We start from the raw sequence: 19271 nt of genomic DNA, 5'->3' as shown, positions 1-19271 counted from the left end.
AATATTCGACAATTGAAATTAAGTCGGTTATCATAAACCATATAAGACGTATCAAAAATAATTTAATATTAATTAATACTACATAATGATCAAGGGGTTGAATCGTTTGGCACATTTATCAGATTTAGAGATTGCAAATCAATCACAATTAAAACCTATTGGAGAAATTGCTGATAAAGCAGGTATATCTGCAGATGCACTTGAACAATATGGACACTATAAAGCTAAAATAGATATTAATCAGATTAAACCTAGAGAGAAAAAAGGTAAAGTTGTATTAGTGACTGCTATGAGTCCTACGCCAGCTGGAGAAGGAAAATCCACAGTTACAGTAGGTTTAGCAGATGCATTTAATGAGTTAAAACAAAACGTGATGGTCGCATTACGTGAACCAGCGCTTGGACCAACTTTTGGTATTAAAGGTGGTGCCACAGGTGGTGGATATGCACAAGTATTACCAATGGAAGATATTAACCTACATTTCAATGGTGATTTTCATGCAATAACAACTGCAAATAATGCATTATCTGCATTTATTGATAACCATCTACATCAAGGTAATGAATTAGGCATTGATCAACGTCGTATCGAGTGGAAACGTGTATTAGATATGAATGATCGTGCACTTCGTTATGTAAATGTTGGATTGGGTGGGCCAACAAATGGTGTTCCAAGAGAAGATGGTTTTAATATTACAGTGGCATCAGAGATAATGGCGATTTTATGCTTAAGTCGTAGTATTAAGGATTTAAAAGAAAAAATTAGTCGTATTACTATCGGTTATACTAGAGATCGTAAACCCGTAACAGTTCAAGATTTAAAAGTAGAAGGGGCACTTGCGTTAATACTTAAAGATGCAATTAAACCCAATTTAGTTCAAACGATAGAAGGTACACCAGCACTTGTGCACGGTGGACCATTTGCTAATATCGCACATGGTTGTAACTCTATATTAGCTACTGAAACAGCTAGGAATTTAGCAGATATCGTTGTTACGGAAGCTGGCTTCGGTTCAGATTTAGGTGCTGAAAAGTTTATCAATATTAAATCACGCGAGGCAGGCTTTGAACCATCAGCGGTAGTGGTAGTTGCAACGATTCGAGCACTAAAAATGCATGGTGGTGTTGCTAAAGATCAACTTAAAGAGGAAAACCTAGAAGCGGTTAAAGCGGGTATTGTAAACCTTGAACGTCACGTTAACAATGTGAAGAAATATGGCCTTGAACCTGTTATCGCTTTAAATGCATTTATACATGATACGGAAGCAGAAACTGAGTTTGTTAAACAATGGGCTCAAGAACAAGGTGTACGCATTGCGTTAACTGAAGTATGGGAAAAAGGCGGTAAAGGTGGAGTTGATTTAGCTCATCACGTACTTGAAGTCATTGATCAGCCTCAAACATTTAAACACTTATATGAATTAGAACAACCACTTGAAAGTAAAATTGAAACAATCGTTAAAGAAATTTATGGTGGTTCAAAAGTTACGTTCAGTAGTAAGGCTCAAAAGCAATTAAAGCAATTTAAAGAAAATGGATGGGACAATTATCCAGTGTGCATGGCTAAAACACAATATTCATTCAGTGATGATCAAACAGCATTAGGTGCTCCAACAGATTTTGAAATTACAATCAGAGAACTAGAAGCAAAAACAGGTGCAGGATTTATTGTAGCGTTAACTGGTGCAATTATGACAATGCCAGGTTTACCTAAGAAACCAGCTGCACTTAATATGGATGTTACTGATGATGGACAAGCGATTGGACTATTCTAATTTTTAAACAATACATTTCTAAAGATAATAAGCACTAGTGATTTTACAAGTCACTAGTGCTTTTTTACTTATTATGACTACGCACCTTTTTGAGGAGGGTGAGTGAGTAAGTGTGATTTAATACGATACTTTTTCGCTTTAATGTATTGTTTTTTTGAAATTTTGCCCTCCACAAGCATACGCTTTAAAACATAACGCTGACGGTGAATACTATAATGTAATATCCGATTACTTTTTAAATTACCTTGGTTATCATACGGAGTATAACCATAAGGACTTTGTAAGAGTCCTACTAAATAAGCGGACTGAGCAATGTTTAAATCTTTGGCAGCTACACCAAATAAGCTATATGAAGCTGATGCTATACCAGTAATATTGGCCCCATTATAATCATGACCAAACGGAACAATATTCAGATAAGTATATATGATTTCATTTTTAGATAGAAGTTTCTCAAGTCTCATAGCCAAAATAATTTCATTTGCTTTTCTACTATATGTCTTTTTATCTGTTAAAACTTGGTTTTTAATTAGTTGTTGTGTAATCGTACTACCACCTGATGTTTCATTTGCATCAATAATATCTTGAAACATTGCTCTCATTAATGCTTTAGGTAAGATACCATTATGTTTATAGAAGAGAGTATCTTCGGATGAGGTAAGTGCTTTTATCACATTCGGATTTACAGATTTAGGTCCCACAATCAGAGTATTAAGAGAATGATCATATTCTTCTAAAATATGTTTGTTACTATGATTTATTAGTTCATCGCCAGGAAGGTGTAACACTTTCTGCTTTAACTCTTTATCACTAATAGAGGACGCTTCCTTAGTTAAATGATGGAAGTATATCACTAATGCTAAAATCAATGCGATTCCAATTATGGAAAATACAACAAAAATGCCTACACAAATATGTTTGATTTTCTTATAAATACGTTCGAATTGCACATATCTATCCGTTGATTGTGAAATATTCTTATTGTTGTGCATCGTATACCTCCTAAATTTAGGTATAGTATACCATATTCATGAAGTTGACTTTTAAAATAATGTTATCTATAATTAAATTCAATTCAATATGTTTTGGATACGAGGAGAAGTAGCATTTAAGGAAGATTACAGAGAGTTAGTGGTCGCTGCGAACTAGCATTTGCTTATATGTGAATACACCTCTATAAAGTTATTCAACGTTTCATTAATGAACGTCTCATTAATAAAGTTTTTCAAGAGTACATAAACTCTTGTTAAAGTATGGTGGTACCGTGCATAAGCGCCCTTACATGTTTAGATGTAAGGGCTTTTTATTTGATTTATATTAAAAATTTATTTTTGAAAAATAAATTAAATGCAATATCAAATACTTTTTATTAAATTACACGCTCACGAGTAACCATTTTCAAAACAAAATAATAACTATAAAAATATTAAGGGAGGATGTTAGCAATGGCTAATGCATTAATTGAAGATTTAAAATGGAGAGGTTTAATATATCAACAAACTGACGAACAAGGTATTGAAGATTTATTAAATAAAGAACAAGTTACTTTATATTGTGGTGCTGACCCTACTGCAGATAGTTTACACATTGGACATTTACTACCATTCCTAACATTAAGACGTTTCCAAGAACATGGTCATCGTCCAATCGTGCTTATCGGTGGCGGTACAGGTATGATTGGTGATCCATCTGGTAAATCTGAAGAACGTGTTTTACAAACTGAAGAACAAGTGGAAGCTAACGTACAAGGGTTATCAAAGCAAATGCATCGCTTATTTGAATTTGGTACTGATAAAGGTGCGGTTTTAGTCAACAATAAAGATTGGCTTGGACAAATATCTTTAATTAGCTTTTTACGTGATTATGGTAAACATGTAGGCGTCAACTACATGTTAGGTAAAGATTCCATTCAAACACGTTTAGAACACGGTATTTCTTATACGGAATTCACTTATACTATTTTACAAGCTATCGATTTCGGTCATTTAAATCGTGAATTAAATTGTAAAATTCAAGTTGGTGGCTCAGATCAATGGGGTAACATTACAAGTGGTATCGAATTAATGCGCCGTATGTACGGTCAAACTGAAGCGTTTGGTCTTACAATCCCATTAGTAACTAAATCTGACGGTAAGAAATTTGGTAAATCAGAGTCAGGCGCGGTGTGGCTAGACCCTGAAAAGACAAGTCCATATGAATTCTATCAATTCTGGATTAACCAATCTGATGAAGATGTGATTAAATTCTTAAAATACTTTACTTTCTTAGATAAAGAAGAGATTGATCGTTTAGAACAATCTAAAGAAGAGGCGCCACATCTTCGTGAAGCTCAAAAAGCATTAGCAGAAAACGTAACTAAATTTATTCATGGTGAGGAAGCGCTAAATGATGCGATTAGAATTTCTAAAGCTTTATTTAGCGGTGACTTGAAATCATTAACTGGTAAAGAATTAAAAGAAGGTTTCAAAGATGTACCTCAAGTTTCATTATCTTCTGAAACAACGAATATTATTGAAGCGTTAATTGAAACAGGTATTGCTACATCTAAACGACAAGCACGTGAAGATGTTAATAATGGTGCTATCTATATTAATGGCGAACGTCAACAGTCAGTTGATTATGAATTAAGCAATGACGATAAAATTGATAATGAGTTTACAATTATTCGTCGTGGTAAGAAAAAATATTTCATGGTTAATTATCAATAAGTGATGTGTTAAAAATGACCTCCTAATCATCTCATTGGTTGGGAGGTTTATTTTCAATAATAGGAGGTGCGTAGTGTGAATAAAGAACAATTGATGATGAAAAATTTTCGGGATATCTTTAATAAAATTGCTTGGCTAAACAAAGGAAAAATGGAAGAAGCGCTTAAAGGAAATAAACCAAGTGAAGTGCATTGTATTGAAGCAATTGAAGAGCTTAACGAACCTAATGTAAGGCGATTAACAGAAGCATTATTTATGACACGAGGCGCGATAAGTAAACTTACGAAACGTCTTGAGCAAAGAGGCTTAATAGAGAGTTATAAAAATCCTAATAATAAAAAGGAAGTTTATTTTCGGTTGACCGAAGCGGGTCAGCAAATTTACCAAACCCATGAAGAACTTCATAAAGAATTTCAACGTAGGGATCAAGAGGTGTTTGATAATATCACCGAAGACGAATTTAAATCAATGATGCGTTTTGCTGAAAAATATAATGCCCACCTTGATCATGAAATAAAAAAGCAAGGATTATTACATTAAATATGGGGATATTGTAATTTCTTAAAAACATTGAAATTGCAGTATCCTAAATTTTTACCGAATTATTGTTGACAAAGAAACAAAACGAGTGTATATTTTGTTGACGAAGAAACAATTTGAACGAAGGAGAATTCAAATGGCAACATCTCATTCTCAATCCAATGGTGTCACTAAAGAGGTAATGACTGCAGCTTGGGCAATTGCTTTAGGCGCCATCGCTCCAATGTTAGATTCAACAATGATAAATATAGCTATTAAACAACTTAATCATACATTTAATAGTTCTCTAGATATTGTTCAGTGGGGAATTACAGGTTACGTATTAGCGCTCGCCATTGCTGTACCATTGTCCGGTTGGTTTATGAATCAGTTTAATGGAAAGAAGGTTTTTATTTTAGCAATGGCCGCTTTTGGCTTAACTTCTATATTAGCTGGAGTGAGTTGGAATATTATCGTATTTAATATCTTTAGAATTTTACAAGGATTTAGTGCGGGAGTTATCACAACTTTAATGTTTACATTACTTGTGAAAACAGCAGGGCAAGACCATATTGGTAAGGTTATGGCAGTGGTTAGTACGCCCATGATCTTCGGTCCTATATTGGGCCCTGTTCTTGGAGGATTTATTATCCATTTTGCGAGCTGGCGTTGGATATTTTTTATTAATATCTTTATCGTTATCATTGCAATACCATTGATGAATAAATATGTACCTCAATTTGAACCATTTAATAAAGACAGTAAATTAGATGTAATTGGAATATTATTATTATCATTTATGAGTATCAGCATAATCTATGGTGTGACGAAAGCTTCTGATGATGGTACATTCTTTACTTTGAAACCAATGATATACATTATCATGGGAATACTTTTAACGATTACTTATTGTATTTATAATCGTCTAAGACATTATCATACAGTTCTACCAATCAATTTATTTACACAAAAGAAATATGCTGCGTCATCTATTGGATTGTTACTTGCCAATATAGGAATTATGGGACCAATGTTAATTATTCCATTATTCTTCCAGAACTTTAAACATTATACTGCTATTGAAGCTTCTTTAGCTTTAATACCTCAAGGTCTAGGTATGTTAATTACACGACCTTATATTGGGAAAATGATTGACCAAATCGGTGCGAAATATGTAGTCATAGTGAGCATTATTATAGCCATGTTTGGTACAGTGCCATTGATGTTCGTTTCAAATCACACGCATATTGTATGGTTGTCTTTGATACTTTTTATAAGAGGATGTAGCGTAGGCGGGATAAATCTTGGTCTTACAAGCGATGCTTATCAAGGCATTGACGATAAACAAATTGCCGAAGCGGGTGTAGGGATTAATATGATTGAAAATATTGGTTCTAGTCTAGGTACAGCCATTATCGCAACTGTAGTAGCATCTATGTTAGCACTAAATCATCCATCAATTTTTCAAAGTTTAAGAGCTTATCATGCAGGTTTCTTAGTCTCAACTATAGCATTGTTACTTATCGTTTTACCTGCGTTATTTCTTACACATAAATCCAATGAAATTGAATTATAAATACAGAAAAGCCAAGAGACACTATTGTTAATGTCTCTTGGCTTATTTGATTATTAAGGTCAAACAATTATTGCGCAAATTGACTTTGAGATTGTGATGATGAAGTTCGTGTCTGTTCTTTCAATTTCACTTCAATATCTTTAGTCTTGCCATCTCTAATGACTGTTAAGGTAATCGTTTCACCAGGTTTTTTATGTTCGTAAAGATATGATCTTAGATCAGTAACCTCTTTGACTTTCTTACCATCTACTTGAGTAATAATGTCTCCTTTTTTAACATTATTACTATTATCCGCTTTAGCAACATAAACCCCAGAATCCTTAGTTGTATGCAACTCTTTACGATAAGATTCAGGTATTTCACTTAGGTTGATTAATCCTATTCCTATAGAAGGGCGTTCAATTTTACCATGTTTAACCAGTTGTTCAATCGTGACTTTAACCTCATTACTTGGTATAGCAAACCCTATACCTTCTACTTGCTCGGAAGCAATTTTCATAGAATTAATACCCACTAAATTACCGTTGATATCAACTAACGCACCACCAGAGTTGCCAGGGTTAATAGCCGCATCAGTTTGTAAAACATTAACTTTAGTATTACCTGCAGATGTATTGGCATCAATAGTTCGTTCACTCGCTGAAATAATTCCCGAAGTAACTGAATTGGCGAACTCTAAACCAAGTGGGTTACCCATTGCGAAGACGCTATCTCCAGTCTGTACTTTAGATGAGTTAGCGAATTTGATAGACTTAATACCTTTAGTGTCCTCAATCTTAAGAACTGCAATATCAGTAAGAGCGTCTTTACCAATTAACTTCGCTTTTACCTGCTTGGAGTTATGTAACTGTACTTTAATTTCGGATGCACCATCGACGACATGATTATTTGTAACGATGTAAGCTGAACCATTGCTGATTTGATAGATAACACCAGAACCAATACCTGCTTCTTCAGGTTTTGATGATTTGCCTTTTAGTAAATCATCTAAGCTTGAAGATTTTTGCATATTAATAACTCCAACTATGGCCGGTGACACATCCTTAATCATATCGTGAACCGACTTGTATTTATCACTTTTACCATCAAGTTGGTTACCGCCCTTACTATTTGATACCTCTTGAACAGATGCACCATCATGATTGAGAACAGTATGATTAAGAACCTTTCCTATACCTAATACAAGTAGTGCACCAATAATTCCCGCAATAAGCGCAACTATAATTGTCTTAAACCAAGGAAATTTGGGCTTTTTATTGTATGAAGGACGTTGGTAATTGTCGTGTGACTGATGTTGTTGTGTTTGATCTGACATATGTAACCTCCAAATAATATTCTCTTCTATCTAATTATGTAATTTTTTTAAGAATTTGGCTAGTAAACGGCTATCAGACTTTAGACGTATTTTGAAAGGTAGTTCAATTTTAAAAATGATAACTTTAATCACGTAAGAGGGACGTCTATTGTTCTCGATTAAGGGAAATGATAAAATTTATATGTTAAAAAACAAAATCAAGAAGCGGGTGACATAATGTACAGCATTATAAGTAAAATTTTAGACGTCATTTTAGTCAAAATGGCTAAATCATTATATGTAATTGGAAAAGAAAATATTCCTAAAGATAGTAAATATGTAGTGACTTGTACACATGAAAGCTATAATGAAGTGATTATGTTAGGTATGGCATTACTACCAAATCAAATTCATTATATGGCTAAAAAAGAATTATTTAGTAATAAATGGGGCGGCAAATTCTTAAGCTCTTTAAATGCCTTCCCTGTAGATAGAGAGAATCCAGGTCCAAGCACATTAAAAAGACCTATCAATCTACTTAAAGAACATAAAACAGTTGGTATCTTCCCAACAGGTCACCGTACTGCTATGGAAGGTGCACCATTAAAACGTGGTGCTGCAACTATAGCAATGTTAGGTAAAGCACCAATTTTACCGGCTGCATATGTAGGTCCTAAAAAAATTCATGGCTTAATTACAGGACAAGCGATGATAAAAATTGGTGAACCAATTGATACGAGTGATATTCCAAAGGATTTAAAACGAAATGAAAAAGTAGAATATCTTACTAAAGAAATAGAAAAACGCACAAATCAATTACAAAAAGAACTCAATGAGATTGCTAAACGTTTAGAGGACTAATTAAGGAAATTATAAATGCTTTGTATATGAGAACGTCAATTGACCTAGATTTGAAAAATTGACGTTCTTAAATTTTTGATGATAAATAAAACGATTACATGTAAAAGGCATAAACTCACGAAATAGTTATAATTAATTAAAAATAGTGCATCTCTAAAGTCTTATTTTATGGTAAATTAATTAAGTAAAATTAATTATTAATATATGAAAAGCATTTCAATGTTTAATGTAATTTGAAATTTTATTAGAGGGATGATGTTCATGTACAAATTTTTTCAAAACTTAGGTAGGTCGTTAATGCTACCTGTTGCAGTATTACCTGCTGCAGCAATTATTGTAGGGATAGGTCACGTGCTAGACGCGCTATCAATTTTGCCACAAGTTGCAATGTTCTTTACAAGTGTAGGGGAAACGATACTCGAACAACTAGGAATATTATTTGCAATTGGTGTTGCGATAGGTATGGCTAAGAAAAATGATGGTGCAGTTGCATTAGCTGCGACTTTAGGATTTTTCATAGTCACAGTCGTGCTATCGCCTAAAAAACTAGCACCTCTATTACAAGTAAAAACGACAGATGTTAATAGTGCTTTTGAGCAAATGACAAATGGGAATGTCTTTGTAGGAATTTTAATTGGTTTAATTGCAGCATTTTGCTATAACAAATTTAGTGAAACTGAATTGCCTGTGGCACTGTCATTCTTTAGTGGTAAACGTTTAGTACCTATCATGACCGCTTTTTTCTGTACATTTTTAGCTATTGTTTTACTTTTTGTATGGCCACCAGTATTTAACGCAATTGTTACTTTTGGTAAATGGATAGTAGGTATGGGACCATTTGGTGCATTGTTATATGGTTTCTTTAACCGTTTGCTTATACCAACTGGATTACATCATGCATTAAATAATGTATTCTGGTTTGATACTGCCGGAATCAATGACATAGGTAAATTCCAAAGTGGTAAAGATGCAGTTAAAGGTATTACTGGTCGTTACCAAGCAGGGTTCTTTCCTGTAATGATGTTTGGTATACCAGCGGCGGCGCTTGCGATGTATCATACAGCGAAATCTAGTCAGAAAAAACAAGTCTACGCTTGGTTCTTAGCAAGTTCTATTTCTGCTTTCTTTGTTGGAGTAACTGAACCAATTGAATTTGCTTTTATGTTCGTTGCACCAGTTTTATTTGTCATTCATGCTGCGTTAACAGGTTTATCGCTATTTATAGCGGCTATCTTTCACTGGACAGCTGGTTTCTCATTTAGTGCTGGGTTGATTGACTTTGTCTTATCACTCGTTAACCCAGTGTCAAATAAGCCATGGATGTTACTAGTTCAAGGTATCATATTCTTTATTTTATATTACGCTATTTTTAGATTTGTTATCCAAGTGTTTAACTTGAATACAATTGGTCGAGGGGATAATGAACTTGCGGATCCAACGGCTAACGCTACGTCTGAAAATAATTCTGCCACATATTCAGAATCTAAAGGCAAATATTATCATACAGCCTCACAAATTTTAGATGGACTAGGCGGCAGTGATAATATTTCAAGTTTAACAAATTGTGCTACGCGTTTAAGAATGGAATTAAATGATAATTCTATTATAGATGAACAGAAAATAAAAAATGCAGGTGCAGTAGGGGTTACTAAAAGTGGTAAACACTCAACACAAGTGATTATTGGTACACATGTTCAACAAGTTGCAGATGAAATAGAGAAACAAATGTAATAGTTATCAGAATATCTTATGGAAGGGCAAATCTATTGAAGGTTTGCCCTTTTAACATTAAACATGTAATATAAGTTGTATCAGAATTTTCTGAAAGGCCAGGTGTAAGTAGTGAAGTCCATATTATTTGATGTTGATGGTGTATTTTTGAGTGAAGAACGCTGTTTTGATGTTTCAGCAATAACTGTAGAAGAACTTTTGACGAGTGAAGGTATTTTTTTAGGTTGTGGAACATACATAGATTTTGAAAATGATTTAAATGATAAAAAGATTCAGGAAATACGAGAACGTGTATTTCAACATGATAAAATATTGAATCAATTAAAATCATTAGGATTAAATTCTAATTGGGATATGCTTTTTATCGTATTTAGTATTCATTTAATTGATCTTGCTAAGCAACTTGATCAATCACATAGATGTGAGTTTTTAAATTCTAGTAATTTTAATGAAAAAACTTTATTCGAAATGAATAAACATTTATTACATAAAGAGATAGATTACGAGAAACCTTTAGAAGTTATTGATTCCTTCAGAAATGGGAAAGATGCTATATATGAAGATTTAGAATCATATGCTAAAGACCAATTAGAAATTGATGATACAAAATTATTTAAATTAAAAAGTAATTTATGGCAACTCGCTAAAGATACATATCAAGAATGGTATTTAGGTAAGGATTTATTCAATAAAGTAGAAGAGGGTACCGCATTATTAGATTTTAAAAAGGGATTCATTTATGAAGAAGTGATACTTAAACCTCAAGAAGAAATTCAATTATTATTACAACATTTAAAGGAAGCGGGTTATCATCTAGCGATTGCTACAGGTCGTCCTAGAACAGAAACAATCATTCCTTTCGAATCATTAGGACTTAAATCATATTTTGATGATGAACACATTGTTACTGCCAGTGAGGTGTTAGATGCTGAGAGTGATTACCCAGAGTATCAACCTTTAGGTAAACCTAACCCATTTAGTTATATAGCTACCTTGAATGGTAATGACAGAAATAGATACAAGGAGTATGCTACTCATCAGGAAAATATAGTGAATAAAGACGAGGTCTATATAGTTGGTGATTCACTTGCTGACTTATTAAGTGCGAAAAAAATTGGCGCTACATTTATTGGGACGTTAACAGGTCTAAAAGGTGATAAAGCGCAGCCAGAACTCGAAGAATATGGTGCTGATTACATCGTTGAGGATGTCACTAAAATAAGGAATATTCTACTATAAAAATTGGCTACAGAACGAGATTAAAATGTTCTGTAGCCTTAAAAATTATATTGTAAGTTTTGTACTAATAATTCTATTAAAACCGCCAGTTTCACGTAAAATATTGATAACATCTAAAGAGGCTTGTTGATCAATTGATAGAATCATAAGTGCGTCGCCACCTTCATTATTTCTACCTAATGTCATAGAGGCGATATTAATACCATGACTACCTAAAAGGTTACCAGTTTGACCAACAATGCCAGGTTTATCTTTATGACAAGTTACTATTTGATACTCATTTGGCTTGAAATCAAGTGAGAAGTCATTAATTCGAACGATTCTTGGACCAAATCCTGCTAGAACTGTAGCTCCGATTTTAATTTGATCTTTATCATTAGTTAACTCAAGTTCTACATAACTACTAAAATCAGAATGTTTTTTCTGCTTTTCAATATTATATGTTACACCTTGTTGGTTCAATAAAGCTAAAGCATTAATAATATTAACTTCTTCACCTAAATCTTCTTTAAGTATATTCGTCACAATTGTCCTAGTTATTAAACTTGTATCATTCGTGGCTAAGTCTCCAGCAAAGGTAATTTTAATTTCACTTGGAGCTCCCTCTAATAATTGAATTGCAAATTCACCTATAGTTGTACCTAAATCAACAAATGATTTGACTGTTTCATCAACATTACTTAAATCCATTTTTGGAGCATTTACTGCATGTTCAACCGTTCCATTTGTTAATATATCTACAATTTCCTCTGAAACTGAAACAGCTACTTTTTCTTGGGCTTCAACTGTAGAAGCGCCTAAATGTGGAGTAACTATTATTTTATCATGAGAAATTAATGGAGAGTCTGTAGGTGGCTCATGTTCAAAGACATCAATGGCAGAACGATCTATCAAATTATTGTCTAGAGCATGAATAAGTGCTTCTTCATCAATAATTCCACCTCTTGCAACATTAATAATTTGGAGATTTGGTTTAGCTTTGTTGAAAAATGACTCCCCAACAATGCCACGTGTTTTAGGTGTTAAAGGCGTATGAACTGTAACGAAGTCAGCTTGTTCAGCAATTTCATCAACAGTTGCATTTTGAATATCTAGAGATTTCGCTTTGTCTTCAGTTAAATAAGGATCGAATGCTAAAATTTTCATGCCAAAACTTTGAGCACGTTTTGCAACACCTAGACCAATACGTCCAGCTCCGATGACACCTAGTGTTTTACCATATAGTTCTACTCCGCGAAACGCTTTGCGATTCCATTCTTTATTACGTAATGATTGATGCGCTTGAGGGATATTGCGAGCCATTGCTAAAATCATTGCAATTGAATGTTCTGTTGCAGAAATTGTATTACCATCAGGGGCATTAATCACTAAGATACCCTTTAACGTTGCAGCTTCAATATCAATATTATCAACCCCAACACCCGCTCGAGCGATAACTTTAAGACGTGAAGCTGAGTTGATAATTTTATCAGTGACTTGAGTCTGACTACGTACAATTAATCCTTCATAATTGCCGATGATATTGATTAACTCTTCTTCCGATAAATCAGTTTGAATATCCACTTCAAATTCATTATTATCTAATAAACTTTTTAAACCTTCTTCAGAAATAGGATCTGATACTAAAATTTTATGACTCATGTTTGATAACCTCCATAAATTGAGCAATACCTTTGCCGATATAATTTTTATTGCTATATTCAGTTAAAAGAATTTCTATTGCTGCAACAACAGAGAGGATATCAAATGGAGACACTTTCCCCATATGACCAATGCGTAATATATGACCTTTCAAATGTCCTTGACCGCCAGCAATTGTAATATTGAAACGTGATTTAAGTTGATCTTTTAAATAAGTTAATTCTTCTTTGTCTTTAGGTACGAAAGACGTTACAGTAGGAGAGGCATATGAATCATCTTTAACTAATAACTCTAAATCAAGAGATTTTAAAGCAGTACGTAAAGCGTTACGTATGCTATAATGGCGCTTTATAACATGATTTAATCCCTCATGTTTAACCAATTCTACATATGCATTAACTCCTCTAAATAAAGCAACATTAGGAGTGAAAGGTGTAGAATTCTGTTCTTGAGAGCTAAGATATTTATTTAAATCTAAATAAAATCGAGGTGTAGTTACTTCAGCAAAACGATCTTTAGCTCTGTCACTATAAGCAACAAAAGCAACACCAGGAGGTAACATGATGGCTTTTTGGCTACCTGAAACAAGAACGTCAATTTTATCTTTAATTAAATCAACTTCAACTGCACCAATACAACTTACACCATCTACGACAAAGTACAGTGAATCGTCATAATTTTTAAGAGCGTGACCTAATTCATGTACAGGATGTAGTACGCCTGTAGAAGTTTCACAAAACTGAGAGAATACCGCTGTAACACGATGATTTAATTGTTTTAAAAATTTAATGAAATCATTAACGTCAACAGCTTCTCCCCATGTTACATCGTAAACGTGCACATTTTTATAGTATGTCTCAGCGATTTGTTTAAATCTATTTCCAAATGCACCTGAGACAATAATAACGATGTGATCATCTGGATTTGCGATATTCAGCATACTTGCTTCAAGAACACTTGTACCACTAGAAGTTAATATGAGTACTTCATTCTTTGTACCGAAAATAGGTTTCAAACCTTTAAATGCTTCATCAGCTATGTCTTCAAAATCTTTTGATCTATGTCCGACCATAGGTAATTGAATCGCGCTCATAATTGAATTTGGAACTGGCGTTGGACCTGGAGTTAATAATAAAGGTTGGTAATACTGCATAAACATTCCTCCCACTGTAAGATTTTTCTATTTTATCAAATATTCTGAATATTTAAAACCCTAAATATTGAGCTATCACACTTATAAAACGTTTACATGTTTCCAATTTGTGATAGCTTTTGCAATTTAAACTAAAGTTGGTTCAATACGCACTTCAACATTATTTTTTATAGCATTTGAAATCATACAATTATTATCCGCAATTTTTAAGAGTTTTAGTAGTCTCTTCTTTAGATTATCTTTATGATTGTTGTCGACATTAATTTTAGGATAGTGTGTAATACACTCCATTTTGAATTTTCCATTTTCAAAGGAGGCAGTGCCAACAGATTGTTGATTAATGCGTATATCTTTATATCCAGCTCTTTCTAAAGTTGCAGCGAGTGAAATAATATAGCATGAGGAAGCTGCCGATACTAACATTTCATCAGGATTTGTACCTATGCCTTGACCGCCTAAAGAATAGGGGATTGAAATCTGTTCGTTAATTAAATCTCCTTGAACAGTGCCTATCTCATTCCGTCCACCTTTCCACTGAGTTACTACTTTGAAATCATGCTTTACCATTTAGATTGACCTCCTGTGTCATTGTGGTAATTTAAGTTTAGAGTAATTTAAAAAAGATTAAAAGAAAGGTGACTTTCATGAAAATTGCACGTCCAAATCAAACTTTTCAAATCGTAGCACATAGAGGTTTGCCTGAAGATTATCCTGAAAATACACTTATTGCATATAAACATGCACTTATGCTTCATATAGATATGTTAGAAATTGATGTACATTATACTAAGGATAAACAACTTGTTATTATTCATGATGATACTATTGATCGTACATCTAATGGGAAAGGTAAAGTCAAAGACTATACTTTAGAAGAGTTAAGAGAATTTGATTTTGGTGTAAAAAGAGGTGATGCGTTCAAAGGTGAACGTATACCTACATTTGATGAGGTGCTTGATTTAGTTAATAATTTTTCAAAAAAGCTACTTATAGAAATCAAGACACCATCTCAATATCCAGGTATTGAAGAGATGATTGTAGATAAGTTAAAAGAAAAAGATATGCCTTCTCACAAAGTGATATTGCAATCATTTGATTTTGATTGTGTTAAGAAGTTAGCAAATATGAATTTAGAATACGAATTAGGCGTATTATTGAGTAAAAAGAAATATTGGTATAAATTACCAGACTTTAAAGAAATTGCGAAGATTGCAGATTATGCGAATCCAAATTATAAGTTAGTTACTAAAAGATTTATGAAACATGCCCATGAAGAAATGTTAAAAGTATTACCTTACACAGTTAATAAACCTAAGGCGGCTAAGAAACTTTTACATTATGGAGTAGATGGAATTATTTCAGACATACCTGAAGAAATGTTTAAGTTGTAGGGGAAACAAGGACCGTCTAAGCTAAAGCTTATGCAAAAATGCCACTAACCTTCAAAATTATAAAGGAATACATGAGCTAAAGCTCATGCACTAAGAACCAGTAATTTCATAACTGGTTAAAGAAAGGAACGCTTAAGCTAAAGCTTATGCATAAATGCCACTAACCTTCATTGATGAGGAAGTGGCATTAAAAAACCCAATTCCGGAAAGGAATTGGGGTAAAATTTGAAGAAATCGATTATCTTGAGTAGTACTCAACGATTAATTGTTCATTGATTTCAGCTGGTAACTCGCTACGTTCTGGGAAGCGAACGAAAGTACCTTTTAAGCTGTCAGCATCGAAGTCTAAATATTCTGGTACGAAGTTGTTGATTTCAACAGACTCTTTAATGATGTTTAAGTTTTGTGATTTCTCACGTACTGTAATCACTTGACCAGGTTTTAGTGAATAAGATGGGATGTCTACGCGTCCACCATCTACTTCAATGTGACCATGGTTAACTAATTGACGTGCTTGACGACGTGTACGAGCTAAACCTAATGAGTAAACTACTGCGTCTAAACGACTAGCAAGTAAAATCATGAAGTTTTCACCGTGTACACCATATTGCTTACCAGCAATTTCGAATGTGTTACGGAATTGTCTTTCAGTCATTCCATATAAGTAACGTAATTTTTGTTTTTCACGTAATTGTAAACCATATTCTGATAATTTTTTACGTTGGTTAGGACCATGTTGTCCTGGTGCGTATGGGCGTTTTTCTAATTCTTTACCAGTACCGCTTAAAGAGATACCTAAACGACGAGATTTTTTCCAGTTTGAACCTCTGAATCGAGCCATGTGAGACTCCTCCTTTTTCTTTTTTGTTGTTATGAAAAAACAAAAAAGAGTGTTATATGCTTATCGAGATATATTGTTTTATGTGTCTTCACCTTATAGCGTCAGTTACGTGACACGTCCGCGTCGGGAACAACATAGAGCTTGATAATATACAACTGCTATTTTCGTTAATTCACACAAAATTCATTGTACCAGTTTATTGAGAACTGTCAACACTTATTTATGATTGATTTAATTGTTTTTCTAGAATTTGAACGACTTGCTCTAAGCCTTCTTGATCATCCCAAGTAAATCTATCTTTTATCGGTGCATCAATGTCTAGGACGCCAATAATTTTATCATTAACATGAATAGGTATTACTATTTCTGATTTACTATTCGCATCACATGCGATATGCCCAGGGAATTGGTGAACATCACTTACACGTTGTGTAGCATCTTCAGAAACAGCAGTACCACAAACACCTTTACCTATTTCGATATGCACACAAGCCGGATGACCTTGAAATGGACCTAAGATAAGTTCATTATCTTCTATTAAATAGAATCCGACCCAATTAACTTGATCTAAATGATCATTGATTAGGGCAGAAGTGTTGCTTAAAATTGCAATTAAATGATGTTCATCCTCGATTAAACTCTTTAATTGCTTGGTAAGCATCAAATAATTTGTTTCTTTTACGTTAGTCATAACTATACCCCTTCATACGAAAGTTTTTAATAAGTATAAAGTTTTGAAAATAATCTAGCAATTAATACATTTTCTATTTTAATGAAAAGAGAATTTACGTTATAATGAAAGATGATAAAATAGGAGGAGAAGTATATGGTGTTATTTATCATATTAGCAATACTCGTAATTATATTAATTGCGATAGGCGTAATGTTCTACATGCGCTCGAAAAAGAGAAATTCAATTGAAAAAGCTGAAGAGCGTAAAAATGAAATTGAAAAACTACCTTTTGATGACAACTTGAAAAAATTACAAAATTTAAACTTAAAAGGTGAAACTAAGACTAAGTATGATGCAATGAAAAAAGACAACACAGAAAGTACAAATAAATACTTAGCTCCCGTTGAAGAAAAAATTCATAATGCTGAGGAATACCTTGATAAATTTAAGTTTTCTGCAGCGCAAACTGAAATTGATGATGCGCATGAACTTATGGATCAATATGAAAACAATTATAATCAACAAGTATCTCAAGTAGATGAAGTTTTAGCTTTACATAAAGACAATGAAGCATTATACGATAAATGTAAGGTCGATCATCGTGAAATGAAACGTGATGTATTGGCTAATCGTCATCAATTTGGAGAAGCTGCTCAGCCTTTAGAGAAAGAAATTGAGAAATTTGAACCGAAATTAAATGAGTATGAAACACTTAAATCAGAAGGGAATTATGTTCAAGCTCATAATCATATAGCCGCTCTACACGAAGAGATGAATAGTCTTAAAGCTTATATGGAAGAGATACCTGATTTAATTCGCGAAACTCAAAAAGAATTACCAGGTCAATTCCAAGATTTAAAATATGGTTGTAGAGACTTGAAAGTTGAAGGATACGATTTAGATCATGTTAAAGTTGATGGAAACTTACAAAGTTTAAAAACCGAATTAAGTTTTGTAGAACCTATGATAAGTCGGCTAGAATTAGATCAAGCTAATGATAAGCTTGAAAGTATTAATGATAATTTAGATGAGATGTATGATCTAATAGAGCATGAAGTTAAAGCTAAAAATGAAGTCGAAGAAACGAAAGATGTCATTACAGACGATTTATTCAAAGCTAAAGACATGAACTATACACTTCAAACTGAAATCGAATATGTGCGTGAAAATTATTATATTAATGAATCTGATGCACAAAGTGTCCGTCAATTTGAAAATGAAATTCAAAATCTCATTGCGGTTTATGATGACATCTTAAAAGAAATGTCTAAGTCGGCAGTTAGATATAGTGAAGTTCAAGATAATTTACAATATCTTGAAGATCACGTTTCAGTTATCAATGAGAAACAAGATAAACTTCAAAATCATCTTATTAAATTGCGTGAAGATGAAGCAGAAGCAGAAGACAATTTATTAAGAGTTCAATCTAAGAAAGAAGAAGTATATAGACGTTTATTAGCTTCAAACTTAACAAGTGTTCCTGAACGTTTCATCATTATGAAAAATGAAATTGATAATGAAGTGCGTGAAGTTAATAATCAATTTAGTGAACGCCCAATACATGTTAAACAGCTAAAAGATAAAGTTGCTAAAATCGTTATTCAAATGAATACGTTTGAAGATGAAGCGAATGATGTATTAGTCAATGCAGTATACGCTGAAAAATTAATTCAATATGGTAATAGATATCGTAAAGATCATAATAATGTTGATAAGAGTCTTAACGAAGCGGAGCGTTTATTCAAAAATAATCGCTACAAACGTTCTATCGAAATTTCAGAACAAGCACTTGAAAGTGTAGAACCTGGAATTACTAAACATATTGAAGAACAAGTTATTAAAGAATAGGCCATATTTTATAAGAGCAAGA

General features: G+C 33.2%; 16 protein-coding genes. 9 read left to right on the top strand and 7 right to left on the bottom strand.

Annotated elements, in window-relative coordinates:
- Window positions 1-106 precede the first annotated feature (106 nt).
- Window positions 107-1774, top strand: a complete 1668-nt coding sequence (locus CM54_RS05450) for a formate--tetrahydrofolate ligase (RefSeq protein ID WP_037549478.1) — start codon at window positions 107-109, stop codon at window positions 1772-1774.
- 77 nt (window positions 1775-1851) lie between these two features.
- Here the strand turns inward: CM54_RS05450 and CM54_RS05445 are convergent, their stop codons facing one another.
- The gene (locus CM54_RS05445; RefSeq protein WP_037549475.1) at window positions 1852-2766 is read right to left on the bottom strand and encodes a transglycosylase domain-containing protein; all 915 of its coding nucleotides are present in this window, start codon (window positions 2764-2766) and stop codon (window positions 1852-1854) included.
- A gap of 453 nt (window positions 2767-3219) precedes the next feature.
- Here CM54_RS05445 and tyrS point away from each other — a divergent pair, with 453 nt between their 5' ends.
- The 3 genes from tyrS to CM54_RS05430 all read left to right on the top strand — a co-directional run bounded on the left by tyrS (window position 3220) and on the right by CM54_RS05430 (window position 6577).
- On the top strand, window positions 3220-4482 hold the full coding sequence (tyrS, locus tag CM54_RS05440) for a tyrosine--tRNA ligase (protein WP_002434727.1): 1263 nt from the start codon (window positions 3220-3222) through the stop codon (window positions 4480-4482).
- 75 nt (window positions 4483-4557) lie between these two features.
- Complete coding sequence (locus tag CM54_RS05435) at window positions 4558-5022, top strand: MarR family transcriptional regulator (protein ID WP_023350100.1); 465 nt, start codon at window positions 4558-4560, stop codon at window positions 5020-5022.
- A gap of 136 nt (window positions 5023-5158) precedes the next feature.
- A complete protein-coding gene (locus CM54_RS05430; RefSeq protein WP_037549470.1) occupies window positions 5159-6577 on the top strand; it encodes a DHA2 family efflux MFS transporter permease subunit in 1419 nt (472 codons plus the stop codon).
- 67 nt (window positions 6578-6644) lie between these two features.
- On the opposite strand, the gene CM54_RS05425 is transcribed toward CM54_RS05430, so the two are convergent.
- Window positions 6645-7892: a S1C family serine protease gene (locus tag CM54_RS05425; protein WP_037549468.1), complete on the bottom strand. Its 1248-nt coding sequence runs from the start codon at window positions 7890-7892 to the stop codon at window positions 6645-6647.
- Between the two features lie 216 nt (window positions 7893-8108).
- Here CM54_RS05425 and CM54_RS05420 point away from each other — a divergent pair, with 216 nt between their 5' ends.
- From CM54_RS05420 to CM54_RS05410, 3 genes are all read left to right on the top strand, one after another.
- A complete protein-coding gene (locus CM54_RS05420; RefSeq protein ID WP_037549465.1) occupies window positions 8109-8732 on the top strand; it encodes a lysophospholipid acyltransferase family protein in 624 nt (207 codons plus the stop codon).
- A 261-nt stretch (window positions 8733-8993) separates the two neighbouring features.
- Window positions 8994-10463 (top strand): N-acetylglucosamine-specific PTS transporter subunit IIBC, encoded by a 1470-nt coding sequence (gene nagE, locus CM54_RS05415; RefSeq protein WP_037549463.1) that lies wholly within the window; start codon window positions 8994-8996, stop codon window positions 10461-10463.
- 111 nt (window positions 10464-10574) lie between these two features.
- Window positions 10575-11702, top strand: a complete 1128-nt coding sequence (locus CM54_RS05410) for an HAD family hydrolase (RefSeq protein WP_037549461.1) — start codon at window positions 10575-10577, stop codon at window positions 11700-11702.
- Window positions 11703-11747: 45 nt separating this feature from the next.
- Here the strand turns inward: CM54_RS05410 and serA are convergent, their stop codons facing one another.
- The 3 genes from serA to CM54_RS05395 form a co-directional block, all read right to left on the bottom strand.
- Window positions 11748-13343 carry a phosphoglycerate dehydrogenase gene (gene serA, locus CM54_RS05405; RefSeq protein ID WP_037549458.1) on the bottom strand — a complete coding sequence of 532 codons (1596 nt, stop codon included), beginning with the start codon at window positions 13341-13343 and terminating at the stop codon, window positions 11748-11750.
- Window positions 13333-14496, bottom strand: coding sequence for a pyridoxal-phosphate-dependent aminotransferase family protein (locus CM54_RS05400; RefSeq protein WP_037549455.1), 1164 nt, complete (start codon window positions 14494-14496; stop codon window positions 13333-13335). The genes serA and CM54_RS05400 overlap by 11 nt, the downstream gene beginning before the upstream one ends.
- 126 nt (window positions 14497-14622) lie before the next feature.
- Window positions 14623-15063 carry an SACOL1771 family peroxiredoxin gene (locus tag CM54_RS05395; protein ID WP_023350109.1) on the bottom strand — a complete coding sequence of 147 codons (441 nt, stop codon included), beginning with the start codon at window positions 15061-15063 and terminating at the stop codon, window positions 14623-14625.
- Window positions 15064-15140: 77 nt separating this feature from the next.
- On the opposite strand from CM54_RS05395, the gene CM54_RS05390 reads away from it, so the two are divergent.
- Window positions 15141-15887: a glycerophosphodiester phosphodiesterase gene (locus CM54_RS05390; RefSeq protein ID WP_037549452.1), complete on the top strand. Its 747-nt coding sequence runs from the start codon at window positions 15141-15143 to the stop codon at window positions 15885-15887.
- Window positions 15888-16125: 238 nt separating this feature from the next.
- On the opposite strand, the gene rpsD is transcribed toward CM54_RS05390, so the two are convergent.
- Both rpsD and CM54_RS05380 read right to left on the bottom strand, forming a co-directional pair.
- Entirely contained in the window at window positions 16126-16728 is a 603-nt protein-coding gene (rpsD, locus tag CM54_RS05385) for a 30S ribosomal protein S4 (protein WP_002434877.1), read from the bottom strand.
- Between the two features lie 220 nt (window positions 16729-16948).
- A complete protein-coding gene (locus CM54_RS05380; RefSeq protein ID WP_002434826.1) occupies window positions 16949-17419 on the bottom strand; it encodes a GAF domain-containing protein in 471 nt (156 codons plus the stop codon).
- A gap of 135 nt (window positions 17420-17554) precedes the next feature.
- Here CM54_RS05380 and ezrA point away from each other — a divergent pair, with 135 nt between their 5' ends.
- Window positions 17555-19249 (top strand): septation ring formation regulator EzrA, encoded by a 1695-nt coding sequence (ezrA, locus tag CM54_RS05375; protein ID WP_037549448.1) that lies wholly within the window; start codon window positions 17555-17557, stop codon window positions 19247-19249.
- Window positions 19250-19271: the final 22 nt, after the last annotated feature.

The organism is Staphylococcus sp. TE8 (assembly GCF_000692055.1).
GTDB classification, from domain to species: Bacteria; Bacillota; Bacilli; order Staphylococcales; family Staphylococcaceae; genus Staphylococcus; species Staphylococcus capitis.
Note: the sequence above shows the minus strand (reverse complement) of the source record. Positions and strands in the feature narration are given on the sequence as shown.